The organism is Acinetobacter sp. WU_MDCI_Abxd143, from assembly GCF_025514195.1.
GTDB classification, from domain to species: Bacteria; Pseudomonadota; Gammaproteobacteria; order Pseudomonadales; family Moraxellaceae; genus Acinetobacter; species Acinetobacter pittii_H.
This window is the reverse complement of sequence record NZ_JAHPTH010000004.1, coordinates 161705-174438: the sequence shown is the minus strand read 5'-3', so window position 1 is coordinate 174438 and position 12734 is coordinate 161705. Positions and strand designations below refer to the sequence as shown.

Sequence of the window (12734 nt, the reverse complement as noted above, 5' to 3'; positions counted from 1 at the left end):
AAATAAGATGAAACTTGTAAATAACGATGCATAGAATTACCTCTTCAATTGTTGGAACAACGTAGGATCTTTTAATAACGCTCTGTAAATATACTAGGAGTAGGAGTCTTATTTTTCAAATGGATTAAACTGTCAATATTGATTTAAAAAACCGATTAAATATTTATTTAAAAGATTAAGATGAGCGCAATAGTGAGATGAAATTTTTATATTTAATTGTAGTAGAAGCGATCTCAAAATAATAAAGAAGAGCATTGCTCTCCTTTATTGTTTATATATTAAACATTTACGATTCGATTCGATTTCACCATATCAGCTAAACCGTGGGTTTTAAAATAGTACTCAAGCCAACTTTTCACGATGAGTGGATTATTCATTTTCATGACATCATCCAGCAATTTTTGTGCATCTGTCATTGGTACATGACAAATTGCTTTTCGTACACGCAAAATATTACTCGAGCTCATTGAAAGGGTATTAAAGCCCATTGCCATGAGCAAAATTGCCGATAACGGATCACCTGCCATTTCACCACAAATACTGATAGGTTTTTTGTATTCATGACATTCTTTAACTAAGCGGGTTAGCGCACGTAGAATGGATGGGTGAAAGTGTGAGTAAACGTTTGCTACATGTGGATTATTACGGTCAACTGCAAGTAAATACTGGGTTAAGTCATTTGAACCGACCGAGAAGAAATCAACGAGTTCAGCAAACTCATCAATTTGTAGCAGTACGCTCGGCACCTCAACCATAATCCCAATTTTTGGTTTGGTAATTTTAACTTGTTCTTCTTCTTGCACTGCAATCCAGTCACGCTCAAGTAAATAAAGTACTTCTTCGACTTCACTGACTGTAGTGACCATAGGCAATAAAATATGCAAATTATTTAAACCAATGCTGGCTTTGAGCATAGCGCGAATTTGTGAAGAAAAAATCTCGGGATGATCAAGCGTGAAACGAATACCACGCCAGCCTAAAGCCGAGTTTTCTTCTTCAATACTGAAATACGGTAGGTCTTTATCTGCACCAATATCGAGAGTTCGCATCACCACAGGTTTGTTGGCAAAGTGGCTCAACTGTTGACGGTAGATTGCACGTTGTTCTTCTTCACCCGGGAAACGTTCCCGTAACATGAAGGGAATTTCACTTCGGTATAAACCTACACCTTGAGCACCGCGTTGTACACCACGTACAACATCAATCATGAGGCCAGTGTTTACATAAAGCTGAACAGACACACCATCTGGAGTAATCGCTTCTTTGGTCTCGTATTGTTTGAGATCTTTTGCGATTTGCTCATCTTCTTTTTGAATTTCCTTATAACGTTGGCGTAAACGACGTGGAGGGTTTACAAAAACACGGCCTTGATAGGCATCCACAATCATTTCTGCATCATCAAGTGTGTTCACTGGTAGTTCAGTTACACCAACTACGGTCGGAATACCTAATGCACGAGCAACAATCACCATATGTGAGTTGGCTGCACCTTCTGATGTCACAATCGCTGCGATATTGTCTACCGGCAACTCTACAAGTGCCGCAGTACTAATCTCTTCACCAATTAAAATACTGTCTGGACTCAGGTCACGATGGCTAGAGTCTTCTTCTTGCAAAGAGGCTAAAATACGTCGCCCTAAATCTTTAAGGTCGGACACTCGCTCACGAAGATAGTCATCTTCCATTTGTGCAAAAAGGGCAGTGTGTTTTTCAATGACACGACGTACTGCACCTTGTGCCCAATGTCCATCACGAATCAGTTCTTTAATTTCTGCAGGTAATGCATTTTCATCGAGCATTCTTAAGAAAACACTAAATAAAGCGCGCTCTTCGGCCATGAGTGAATCATGCATTTTTTCATCCAGAGAACGAATCTCTGAACGAACTGATGAAATGGCTTGATCTAAAATTCGAAGTTCATCGCTAATATCTTCTGCTTCACGATCAGGCACAGAACCCAAATCGGCAGGCGGATATAAAATAATAGCGCGACCTAAAGCAACACCGCCTGCACCTGAAGCGCCTTGAAAGGTTTTGTAGGCAGGTCCATTACTCGGCTTACGAAATACGTCAATATTACCCACTGCATGAGCATGAGCAATCACGCCAGAAAGCTGGGCACAAAGCGTAACTAAAAAAGACTCGGCAGCTTCACTAAAATCTTGAGGAAGTTTGTTTTGGACAACCAAAACACCCATAACCTTACGACGGTACATGACAGGTACGCCGAGGAAAGAGTTATAAATTTCTTCGCCTGTTTCTGGTAGATACAAGAACCGTTCATGTTTTGGTGCATTGTCAAGGTTAACAATTTCTTCACGCTGCCCAACCAGACCAACCAAGCCTTCACCGAGTTGCAAAGATACGTGGCCTACAGATTCTGGATTTAAGCCTTTAGAGGCCATTAATACATAGCGCTGGTTACGTTCATCGAGTAAATAAATGGAGCAAACATCCACTTTCATGGCCTCAGCAACCTGATTGACCATGATGTCTAACGATTCATGCAAACTGACGGACGCATTAACCTCTTGGACAATGCGCCGTAGAGTGTCGAGTTGCATGTTTGACATGGATGTATACTCCAGTATTTTTTTAGACTATGAATGTATTTATAACAGCACTTTTAATAAAAATCATTTGCTAGATAAATGATTTTTAGGGTAATTGTTGCATCGGCAACTGTGTACACAACTCCACCATGGCTTTACGATAAACATCACGCTTGAAGTTCACCACTTGGCCAAGAGGATACCAATAGCTAACCCACTGCCATTCATCGAATTCGGGCGGGTCGGAGAGGTTTAACTGAATATTTTTTGCAGGCGCAGTTAACTTCAGTAAAAACCATTTTTGTTTCTGTCCGATACATACGGGGTCAGAGTCTGACCGAATGTACCGATGTGGCAAACGATAACGCAGCCATCCTTTGGTTTGCGCAATAATCTGGACATGTTCGGGCAATAAGCCGATTTCTTCTCTCAGTTCTCGAAAAAGTGCCTGTTCAGGGGTTTCTCCAAACTGGATGCCTCCTTGTGGAAATTGCCAAGCATTGTGACCAATGCGCTTTGCCCATAAAACCTGTCCATCATCGTTTGCCAAAATGATCCCGACATTCGGTCGGAAACCTTCTGAGTCGATCATTTGGCTACCTAAATATTGTCTATATCGTTGACTTTAATCGCGGGGACAAATACTTTTTTATGTCCAGCTCGAAAAGATCAAAGTAAAATGTTTAAATTGCTACGATCTTAACGAATTTCTATCGACTAGCGGAGATAGATTTACATTTTTTTTCTTAAATTTCAGTTTAAACGAGAATTTTCATGAAACTGGCGTTGTTTGATTTAGACCATACCTTGTTAAATACCGATTCAGACCATTCTTGGGGTGAATTTTTAGTCAATGAAGGTTTGGTTGATCCGGTTCATCATCGTCAGATGAATGATAAATTTTATGAAGATTACAAAGCAGGCCAACTTGATCCGTATGCTTATAATGAATTTGTTTTTGGATTTTTAACGCAGCATGACAATGACTACTTAACTGAGCTTCACCAATTGTTCATGCAAAAAGTGATTCGTCCGCAAATGCGTCCAAAAGGTTTTGATGCAATCAAAAAACATCAAGATTTAGGCCATACTATTGTGGGTATTACGGCAACAAGTGATTTTATTACTGCGCCGATTTTCCGTGAATTTGGGATTACTGAAATTTTAGCCACCAATGCTGAAGTGGCTGACGGAAAATATACAGGTAAAGTTGCTGGTTTAGCATGTTACCAAAAGGGCAAACTTGCACGTCTAGATGCGTGGTTGGAAGGTCGTAACGTGTCTGAATCTTGGGCGTATTCCGATTCAATTAATGACCGTTTTTTACTTGAATATGCAACGCATGCAATTGCAGTAAATCCTGATGATCGCCTTGAAAAACTGGCTCAAGAACATAAATGGGAAATTCAGGACTGGTCGATTTAATTGACTACTCCTGCATCATTTTAATTAGTTCCTGCATGGCTCTAGATTGAGTGCGTGCAGGATGCCATACCATTCCTAATTGACGATTCATCTCAACATTTAAATCAAGCTGCTGCATATCTTGATTCAGCAAAGTTTTTGGTAAAACTGACCAACCTAAACCAATCGACACCAACATGCGAATAGACTCAAGAGGGTTATTGCTCATGGTAATTTTTGGTTTGAGCCCTTGTTTTTCAAACTCAGCCAAAGTGATTTGAGCAGTATAAGTTTGTGCAGCGGGTAATAAGCTTGGATATTCAATGAGATCTTGTAAGGTGAGATTCTTTTTTTGTGCTAGTGGATGAAAAGGGGCAGCAACAAAAACTAAAGGATCATTCCAGATTGTAATATAGTTAAGACGCTCATCACCTGAAGGTGGAAGCGTTAAAAAGGCTAGCTCTAAATCACCAGCCAATACTTGTTCATGCGCTTGCTCTGAATCAACAAAATGAACATCTAAGGTGACTTGAGGAAATTGCTGAACAAAGTGTCTAAGTGGTGCAGGTAAATGGTGCAAACCAATATGATGACTCGTACCGACTTTTAAGCGGCCTTGCACCTGAGTTTGTTCATGGCTAAGCGTATGGTGAATATCACCCAGCTCATTTAGCCAGTTTTTAACTTTAGGTAATAATGAATGTGCAGCATGGGTTGCTTGAACACCTCGGCCTGCGGACTCAAAGAGTTTTACACCAAAATATTCTTCTAAGCTATGAATCCGTTTGGTAACAGCAGGTTGAGTAATAAATAGCTGATCTGCTGCCACAGAGATAGACCCTGTTTCCATAACTTTTACAAAAGCTTCAAAGGCTGCAAGATTCATAATACAACTCAACTTGGAATAGAAAAATCGAGAGGCTAAAGTTGCCAAGCCAAAATCGTATCATGCTTGCAGCGAATCGAGTGAGAAAGTTGTGAATTACCGCACTAATCTTAGCCTAAGCCGCTGTTTCTTTTTCAGCTAAGGCCGCTACGCGGCGATCTTTAGCAGCCCATACTTTTTCATGGAAGAAAAAAGCAAAAGCTTGTACGGTTGGTTCAAGCATACTTAATGTTAAAGCCATCCAGATATTACCTGTTACAAAGTATGCGACGAGCATCGCTACACTAATATGCATAATGTAATAGCTTAAGGTTTTCTTTAAGGTACGTTGATTATTTATAACGAATTTTTGAATATTAGCCATGATCATTCTCTTTAGCCACTTTAGATATTTTTAGTATAGGCATTAGAGTATAAGATTAAAAATTGATTATGCAAATGATAATCATTAACAAAAACGATTTATTAAATTTGATGCACCTTATAGAAATTATGATTTATTCCAAAAAGTTTTCTAATTTATAAAAATGATAAATTAGATTTATGTGAAACTCTGGCTATAATCGAATAAAGATCAGAATTACCCAGTCCAATGGAGCAAGACGACATGGCAGGCAAAACTTTATATGACAAATTGTGGGATGACCACGTTGTTTCACAGCGTGATGATGGCTCATGTTTACTATACATTGACCGTCATTTATTGCATGAAGTGACAAGTCCACAAGCATTTGAAGGTTTGCAACTTGCGGATCGTCAACCATGGCGTTTAAGTGCAAACGTTGCTACACCGGACCACAACGTTCCAACATCTAAAAAGGAACGTGACCAAGGCATCGCCGGTATTGAAGATGATACATCTCGTATTCAAGTTCAAACCTTAGATGACAACTGTAAAGCCTTTAATATTGTTGAATTTAGTATTAATGATATCCGTCAAGGTATTGTGCATGTGGTTGGACCTGAACAGGGCTTAACTTTGCCGGGCATGACAGTCGTATGTGGTGATTCACATACAGCGACTCACGGTGCATTCGGTTGCTTGGCGCATGGTATTGGAACATCTGAAGTTGAACATGTGTTAGCAACACAATGTTTGATCCAGAAAAAATCTAAAAATATGTTAGTGCGTGTAGATGGCGTATTGGGCAAGGGTGTAACACCAAAAGATGTGGTGTTGGCGATTATCGGTAAAATTGGTACCGCTGGCGGTACGGGCTATGCAATTGAATTCGGTGGCCAAGTTTTCCGTGATATGTCGATTGAAGGACGTATGACGGTATGTAACATGGCGATTGAAGCGGGTGCTCGTGTTGGTATGGTTGCTGTTGATGACAAAACCATTGAATATGTGAAAGGCCGTAGCTACGCACCAAAAGGCGAGCAATGGGAACAAGCAGTTGCTTACTGGGACACTTTGCATTCAGATGAAGATGCGGTATTTGATGCAGTCGTTGAGTTAAATGGCGCAGAGATCGAGCCACAAGTATCTTGGGGAACTTCACCAGAAATGGTTATTCCAGTTACTGAAGCTGTACCAACTTTAGAACAAGCGAAAGATGATGTTCAGCGTAATGACTGGACGCGTGCTTATCAATATATGGGTTTAAATGCAGGTCAGGCATTAGCTGATATTCAACTTGACCGTGTATTTATTGGTTCTTGCACTAACTCTCGTATTGAAGATATTCGTGCTGCGGCTGAGGTGGTTAAAGGCCGTAAAGTAGCCTCTAGCATTAAGCAAGCCATGATTGTTCCGGGTTCAGGTTTAGTTAAACAACAGGCGGAAAAAGAAGGCTTAGATAAAATCTTCTTGGAAGCTGGTTTTGAATGGCGTGAACCGGGTTGTTCAATGTGTTTAGCAATGAATGCCGATAAGTTACAACCGGGTGAACACTGTGCATCAACCTCTAATCGTAACTTTGAAGGCCGTCAAGGCAATGGTGGTCGTACTCACTTGGTGAGCCCTGCAATGGCGGCAGCGGCTGCAATCGCAGGTCACTTCGTTGATGTTCGTTCATTTTAATTCGGTCTGGAGCAAACCATGAAAGCTTATACAGTTGAACAAGGTATCGTTGCACCATTAGATCGTGCCAATGTTGATACAGATTTAATTATTCCAAAACAGTTTTTAAAGTCGATTAAACGTACAGGTTTTGGCGACAACTTATTTGATGAACTTCGTTATTTAGACGAAGGTTATCCTGGACAAGACAATTCAGTACGTCCAAAAAATCCGGATTTCGTTTTAAATCAGCCTCGCTATCAAGGTGCAACCGTTTTAATTACTCGTACTAATTTTGGTTGTGGTTCAAGCCGTGAGCATGCGCCTTGGGCATTAAATGAATATGGATTCCGTACTGTTATTGCACCAAGCTTTGCTGATATTTTCTTTAATAACTGTTTCAAAAATGGCATGTTACCTGTCATTTTGCCTGAAGAAACAGTTGAGCAGTTATTTAAAGAATGCGCTGCCAATGAAGGATATCAATTAATAATTGATTTAGCAGCTCAAGAAGTTCGTACGCCAACAGGTGAAGCTTTTAAATTTGAAGTTGATCCATTTCGTAAGCACTGCTTGTTAAATGGTTTGGATGATATTGGTTTAACGCTTCAAAATGCGGATGCAATTCGCGCGTATGAAGAAAAAACTAAACAAGTTCGTCCTTGGGTATTCCAAGATTTAAATTAACCTTTTGGTACATTTTAAACATAGCCATGGCGTAGCGTTCAAACTCTTGCTAACATGCTAAAGCATAAAAACACCTTAGAATTATGCACTAGATGAGGATTGGGCTTGAACAATGAAGAGGAACGTTACTCATAGCTTTTTGTTGAGCCTGTGCGCAATAACACTCAGTGCTTGTCAAAGCACTTACAATGTAGTGGATACTGTCCGTATTAAGCAGGCTGAACAAGAAAATTTGGGGCAGAATGCAGCAATATATTGTTCGGGCGCGAAGAGTTGTGAATTTGAACGACTAAATGATATTACTGTAGTAGATGCGCAAACACGAAGAATTAGTAATCAAGCAATTCATCAAGGAATTGTGAGATTACAAGGTTCAGTGCTTAGCCAAACTAACAGCTTATATTTATCTGTGCCTGCTAAACAATATGAAGTGGTGATCCGTTTCTATCCGATTTCTCCAGATCGGGCTGAGACAATTCATGTTATTCACCAATTTAATGCCAACCATCGCTATACATTTAAAATGTACCGAGACAAAACTAACCGTTCGGGTAGTTTGCTGAATGTTTCTGTACCAGATCCATTATGTGTTGACTTAGAACAAGATGGGCATGTAGTTCGCCGTTTTTGTCGACCATTTGATGTTACAACAGGGCTAGGTGAATTCCTCGAACAGAAAAAACTAACACCACGGTAGTTGTAACGCTGCTTGTTTTTGGAAAATGGAAAAAGTTCATGTCTAAACAGATTTTAATTTTAGCTGGTGATGGTATTGGTCCTGAAATTGTTGGGGCAGCAGAAAAAGTATTAAATACAGTAAATGAAAAATTTAATTTATCGTTAACTTGGGAGCATGGCTTATTAGGCGGCGCTGCAATTGATGCGCATGGTGAACCGTACCCAGCAGTAACAAGTGAACAAGCAAAAAAAGCTGATGCAATTTTATTAGGTGCGGTAGGCGGACCAAAATGGGACACCATTGAGCGCTCTATTCGTCCTGAACGTGGTCTGTTAAAAATTCGTAGTGAACTTAACTTGTTTGCTAACTTACGCCCAGCCATTCTTTATCCACAATTAGCAGATGCTTCTAGCTTAAAACCTGAAATTGTTGCGGGCTTAGATATTTTAATTGTTCGTGAATTGACTGGTGGGATCTATTTCGGTCAGCCACGTGGTATCCGTGAACTCGAAAACGGTGAAAAGCAAGGCTATAACACCGATGTTTACTCTGAAAGCGAAATTAAGCGTATTGCAAAAGTAGCTTTTGAACTTGCAGGTCTACGTGGTGGAAAGGTTTGTTCTGTAGATAAAGCTAACGTTTTAGAAGTAACAGAGCTTTGGAAGCAAACGGTCACAGATTTACAGCAAGCAAATTATTCAAACATTCAGCTTTCACATATGTATGTTGATAATGCTGCAATGCAACTTGTGCGTGCGCCTAAACAGTTTGACGTGATCGTAACGGGTAACTTATTTGGCGATATCTTATCTGATGAAGCAGCAATGCTTACAGGTTCAATCGGTATGTTGCCATCTGCATCATTAGATGAAAATGGCAAAGGTATGTATGAGCCTTGCCATGGTTCTGCACCTGATATCGCGGGTCAAAATTTGGCGAACCCATTAGCAACTATTCTTTCTGTTGCAATGATGCTTCGTTATACCTTCCGTGAAGAAGCTGCTGCAAAAGCAATTGAAGATGCGGTAGGTCAAGTACTTGATCAAGGCTTGCGTACAGCAGATATTATGTCTGAAGGTATGACAAAAGTAGGTACAGCTGAGATGGGTGAGGCAGTTGTCGCTGCTCTTGCTTAAAAGCTTGTTATAAAAAACGCAGCTCAACGCTGCGTTTTTTTTGTGCCTATGTTTTAGCAGGCTTTACCTTCATATTGAATTGACTCGGCAATATCATTTTTAAGCTGAAAAATAACTTTGCAGTTGAAATTCAAATCATAAGAATTGCCACTCAAATTACCTGATTGTATGGGAACAGAACCACCTCTCATATCGACATTACTCACCATCGGGATTGGGATGCTTAACGGACGCAAAATCGTATAGATGAGCTGGTTGGATGTTTTTTGTGGAGTGTTGGCGACTTGAAAACCAAGACTACGTAAATTGATATCTTGTTGAATGCTAGCCGATGATTTGCCTAGAAAGCCCTTTAAATATTCCTGTAAATCTACAGATTGGTATAGGTGGCTAGCACAACCGTTAAGATAAATCATTATGAAAGACAATAAGCCAATTTGGCATCGGGTATATATGTTCATTTTTCTCACTATATAAAATTATATTTATTATTAAAGAACAATAGGTTGTATTTGCAAGCTTGTAAAGTAAAAAAGGAGGATTATGATAAATGGAAGGTAAATTTGTCTTTCAATTTATCAATTACATTCGAATCACTTTAATAATAATTTCGTAGAAAACTTAAGGAAGAAAAGTATGGGAAAAATAGTTTTTGCTTTTTTATGCAGCTTTGGAATGACTGCGGTCTATGCAGATAACTGTGATAGTGCCCGCAATACTTACGATGATATTTACTGTACAAATAAAATTTATGCGAGTGCTGATGCTGATCTGAATAAGAATTATCAAGCACTGCGAGTAAAGTTAAACACCACGCAGAAAAATATTCTTAAGAAGTCTCAGCTCGCGTGGATACGTCAACGTGACGCCGAGTGTACAGATTCAAATAGAAATAGTGTAGACGTGCAATGTCGTTTACAGACAACGCAAGAAAGAAACCATTGGCTACAAGAAAGATTGCGTGAATGCCAAACGGTGGGATGTAAAACCAGTCGCTTAAATGAATAAATGACGCAATAAAAAAGCCACATCATGAAGTGGCTTTTTTGCATTCACTAATTAGCGAGCACGGTACGTAATACGACCTTTAGTTAAGTCATATGGAGTCATTTCGACTTTTACACTGTCGCCAGTAAGAATACGAATATAGTGTTTACGCATTTTACCAGAAATGTGTGCAATAACTTCGTGACCGTTTTCAAGACGTACACGGAACATCGTATTAGGAAGCGTTTCGGTGACAACGCCTTCGAACTCAATGAGTTCCTCTTTATTGGCCATAGCCTACCTGATGATCAAATTGGAAAGGCGCAAATTATAGTCAATTTTTTTAAAAAAAACAAGATAGACACACTTCTGCTAAAGCATCTGGTTAAAGTATGACTAATCAAAAAAGATGTAATTTTTTTCACAAAAGAAGTGTAATTCTGTTGTCAGTTTGGTCAATCAACGCTAATCTAAAATCATAGTTATTAGGGACTGTTAATTGCATAAAGGTCAACAGCCCTAAATATCAATGAAGTATCTACATGGAAGGGCACTGCGTGGGTCAGCTAACAGATGCATCAGTTGTATTACGCTTTGGCTACCAAGCGATTCGTCGTGCGGGTTTGCCAACAGAAGAAATATTAACCAAAGCGGGAGTTGCTTTAAATCAGGTCGATACCAATGCACGTACACCGTTAAGTGCACAGTACGCCTTTTGGACTGCCGCTCAGGAAGTCAGTAAAGATCCAGACATCGGTCTGCATTTAGGTGAGCATTTGCCTTTGTATCGAGGGCAAGTGATTGAACATCTATTTATTAGTAGTGAAACCTTTGGTGAAGGTTTAAAACGAGCCTTAGCTTATCAACGACTCATTAGTGATGCTTTTGATGCAAAACTGGTAGTTGAAGAAGGACGTTGTTATTTAACCAATGGCGAACAGATTGGCGCTGACAATCTAGTCAACCGTCATTTTTCCGAATGTGCAATTTCAGGCATACTTAGATTCTTTAAGTTCATTACCGAAGGGCAATTTCATCCTATCTTCATCGATTTTAATTTTAGTGAAGGTGCTTCTGAGGATGAATATTTCCGTGTATTCGGCTGCCCAGTTAGCTTAGGTCAGAAAGAGACACGTTTATATTTTGACCCTGCTATTTTAGATTTCCAGCTTTGGCAAGCAGAGCCTGAGTTATTGCAATTGCATGAGCAGCTCGCAATTGAAAAATTGCAGGAACTGGCCCGTTATGATTTGGTGGGTGAAGTTCGTCGTGCGATTGGTTCAACACTGGAAAGCGGAGAAACCACCTTGGAAACGGTGGCTGCTCAGTTGAATATTACCCCTCGTCGCTTACGTACTCAGCTCAGTGAGGCAAATACCAGTTTTCAACAAATACTTTCTGACTATCGTTGCCGTTTGGCTAAAAAGCTTTTGGCAAATACCAACGAGAGTGTTGAGCGTATTGTATATTTAACCGGTTTCTCTGAACCAAGTACGTTCTATCGTGCATTTAAGCGTTGGACGAATGAAACACCGGTTGAATACCGTAAGCGTAAACAACACCGTTAGATAAGTATATGTTGAATTGGCTAAGCTTACTCAGGTAAGTTTAGCCAATGTGGCCCAAGTGGTGGCTGCGGTAAATCAAACTGCTCAGGATAATTACATTGAATAAAATAAAGGCCATCGGGTGGGGCCGTTACCCCAGCTGCCTTACGATCCTGTGCCGCAAACATTGCATCGATATGATCAATCTCATACATACCTTGACCAATTTCGAGTAAGCAACCGACAATATTACGCACCATATGGTGTAAAAAACCATCTGCTTGAATATCTAAAACTAAATAGCGTCCATGTTCAAATAAACGGCAATGTTTTACATGTCGAACAGGCTGGTTTGATTGACATGCTGCTGCACGGAAAGTTTCAAAGTTATGCGTTCCTTCAAATTTACTGGCAGCTTCAATCATCTTTTGCACATCTAGTTTTTGGTAAATGTGCGTAACTTGCTTGTGTAACAGTGCTGGGCGATGCGGTGCGTTATAGATGATATAGCGGTAACGTCGTGCAGTCGCTTTAAAGCGTGCATGAAAATTTTCATCCATCAGTTTAATCCACTGAATGGAAATATCTTTAGGCAGTTGGCTATTTGCCCCTCTTAACCACCCCGTTTCTGGACGAATAGCGTTCGTGTCGAAGTGCGCCACCATATTTGTTGCATGTACTCCCGCATCAGTACGACCCGCACCGTGAAGTGCAATGGGCTCATCTGCAATTTTACTCAGTACACGCTCGATCGTTTCCTGAACGCTGGCAACGCCTGGCTGTTGTGTTTGCCAACCTCGGTACTGAACTCCGCTAAATTCAATACCGACTGCATAACGTTGCATAGCTTC

At 40.1% G+C, this 12734-nt stretch carries 14 protein-coding genes; 7 read left to right on the top strand and 7 right to left on the bottom strand.

Annotated features, from left to right (window positions below; all coding sequences use genetic code 11):
• Positions 1-278: 278 nt before the first annotated feature.
• Together ptsP and KTI79_RS10810 are read right to left on the bottom strand one after the other, a co-directional pair.
• Entirely contained in the window at positions 279-2573 is a 2295-nt protein-coding gene (gene ptsP / locus KTI79_RS10815) for a phosphoenolpyruvate--protein phosphotransferase (RefSeq protein WP_005066019.1), read from the bottom strand.
• 85 nt (positions 2574-2658) lie between these two features.
• Positions 2659-3144 carry an RNA pyrophosphohydrolase gene (locus KTI79_RS10810; RefSeq protein WP_000567255.1) on the bottom strand — a complete coding sequence of 162 codons (486 nt, stop codon included), beginning with the start codon at positions 3142-3144 and terminating at the stop codon, positions 2659-2661.
• A gap of 182 nt (positions 3145-3326) precedes the next feature.
• On the opposite strand from KTI79_RS10810, the gene KTI79_RS10805 reads away from it, so the two are divergent.
• Positions 3327-3977 carry an HAD family hydrolase gene (locus KTI79_RS10805; protein ID WP_032054328.1) on the top strand — a complete coding sequence of 217 codons (651 nt, stop codon included), beginning with the start codon at positions 3327-3329 and terminating at the stop codon, positions 3975-3977.
• Between the two features lie 4 nt (positions 3978-3981).
• Here KTI79_RS10805 and KTI79_RS10800 read toward each other — a convergent pair whose 3' ends face one another.
• Together KTI79_RS10800 and KTI79_RS10795 are read right to left on the bottom strand one after the other, a co-directional pair.
• Positions 3982-4842, bottom strand: a complete 861-nt coding sequence (locus tag KTI79_RS10800; RefSeq protein ID WP_032054329.1) for a LysR family transcriptional regulator — start codon at positions 4840-4842, stop codon at positions 3982-3984.
• 115 nt (positions 4843-4957) lie between these two features.
• Positions 4958-5212, bottom strand: coding sequence for a DUF2061 domain-containing protein (locus KTI79_RS10795; RefSeq protein WP_171073832.1), 255 nt, complete (start codon positions 5210-5212; stop codon positions 4958-4960).
• 237 nt (positions 5213-5449) lie between these two features.
• Here KTI79_RS10795 and leuC point away from each other — a divergent pair, with 237 nt between their 5' ends.
• The 4 genes from leuC (at position 5450) to leuB (ending at position 9349) form a co-directional block, all read left to right on the top strand.
• Positions 5450-6868: a 3-isopropylmalate dehydratase large subunit gene (gene leuC, locus KTI79_RS10790; protein ID WP_032054331.1), complete on the top strand. Its 1419-nt coding sequence runs from the start codon at positions 5450-5452 to the stop codon at positions 6866-6868.
• A gap of 18 nt (positions 6869-6886) precedes the next feature.
• Positions 6887-7534 carry a 3-isopropylmalate dehydratase small subunit gene (gene leuD / locus KTI79_RS10785; RefSeq protein WP_032054332.1) on the top strand — a complete coding sequence of 216 codons (648 nt, stop codon included), beginning with the start codon at positions 6887-6889 and terminating at the stop codon, positions 7532-7534.
• 112 nt (positions 7535-7646) lie between these two features.
• Positions 7647-8231 carry a hypothetical protein gene (locus KTI79_RS10780; RefSeq protein ID WP_032054333.1) on the top strand — a complete coding sequence of 195 codons (585 nt, stop codon included), beginning with the start codon at positions 7647-7649 and terminating at the stop codon, positions 8229-8231.
• 38 nt (positions 8232-8269) lie between these two features.
• A complete protein-coding gene (gene leuB, locus KTI79_RS10775; protein ID WP_032054334.1) occupies positions 8270-9349 on the top strand; it encodes a 3-isopropylmalate dehydrogenase in 1080 nt (359 codons plus the stop codon).
• Between the two features lie 53 nt (positions 9350-9402).
• On the opposite strand, the gene KTI79_RS10770 is transcribed toward leuB, so the two are convergent.
• Complete coding sequence (locus KTI79_RS10770; RefSeq protein WP_032054335.1) at positions 9403-9810, bottom strand: hypothetical protein; 408 nt, start codon at positions 9808-9810, stop codon at positions 9403-9405.
• A gap of 175 nt (positions 9811-9985) precedes the next feature.
• On the opposite strand from KTI79_RS10770, the gene KTI79_RS10765 reads away from it, so the two are divergent.
• On the top strand, positions 9986-10357 hold the full coding sequence (locus KTI79_RS10765; RefSeq protein WP_032054336.1) for a lysozyme inhibitor LprI family protein: 372 nt from the start codon (positions 9986-9988) through the stop codon (positions 10355-10357).
• Positions 10358-10408: 51 nt separating this feature from the next.
• Here KTI79_RS10765 and infA read toward each other — a convergent pair whose 3' ends face one another.
• A complete protein-coding gene (infA, locus tag KTI79_RS10760; RefSeq protein ID WP_001284370.1) occupies positions 10409-10630 on the bottom strand; it encodes a translation initiation factor IF-1 in 222 nt (73 codons plus the stop codon).
• 263 nt (positions 10631-10893) lie between these two features.
• On the opposite strand from infA, the gene KTI79_RS10755 reads away from it, so the two are divergent.
• Positions 10894-11904 (top strand): AraC family transcriptional regulator, encoded by a 1011-nt coding sequence (locus KTI79_RS10755; RefSeq protein WP_016142299.1) that lies wholly within the window; start codon positions 10894-10896, stop codon positions 11902-11904.
• A 26-nt stretch (positions 11905-11930) separates the two neighbouring features.
• Here KTI79_RS10755 and truA read toward each other — a convergent pair whose 3' ends face one another.
• The gene (gene truA / locus KTI79_RS10750) at positions 11931-12728 is read right to left on the bottom strand and encodes a tRNA pseudouridine(38-40) synthase TruA (RefSeq protein WP_032054338.1); all 798 of its coding nucleotides are present in this window, start codon (positions 12726-12728) and stop codon (positions 11931-11933) included.
• Positions 12729-12734 lie beyond the last annotated feature (6 nt).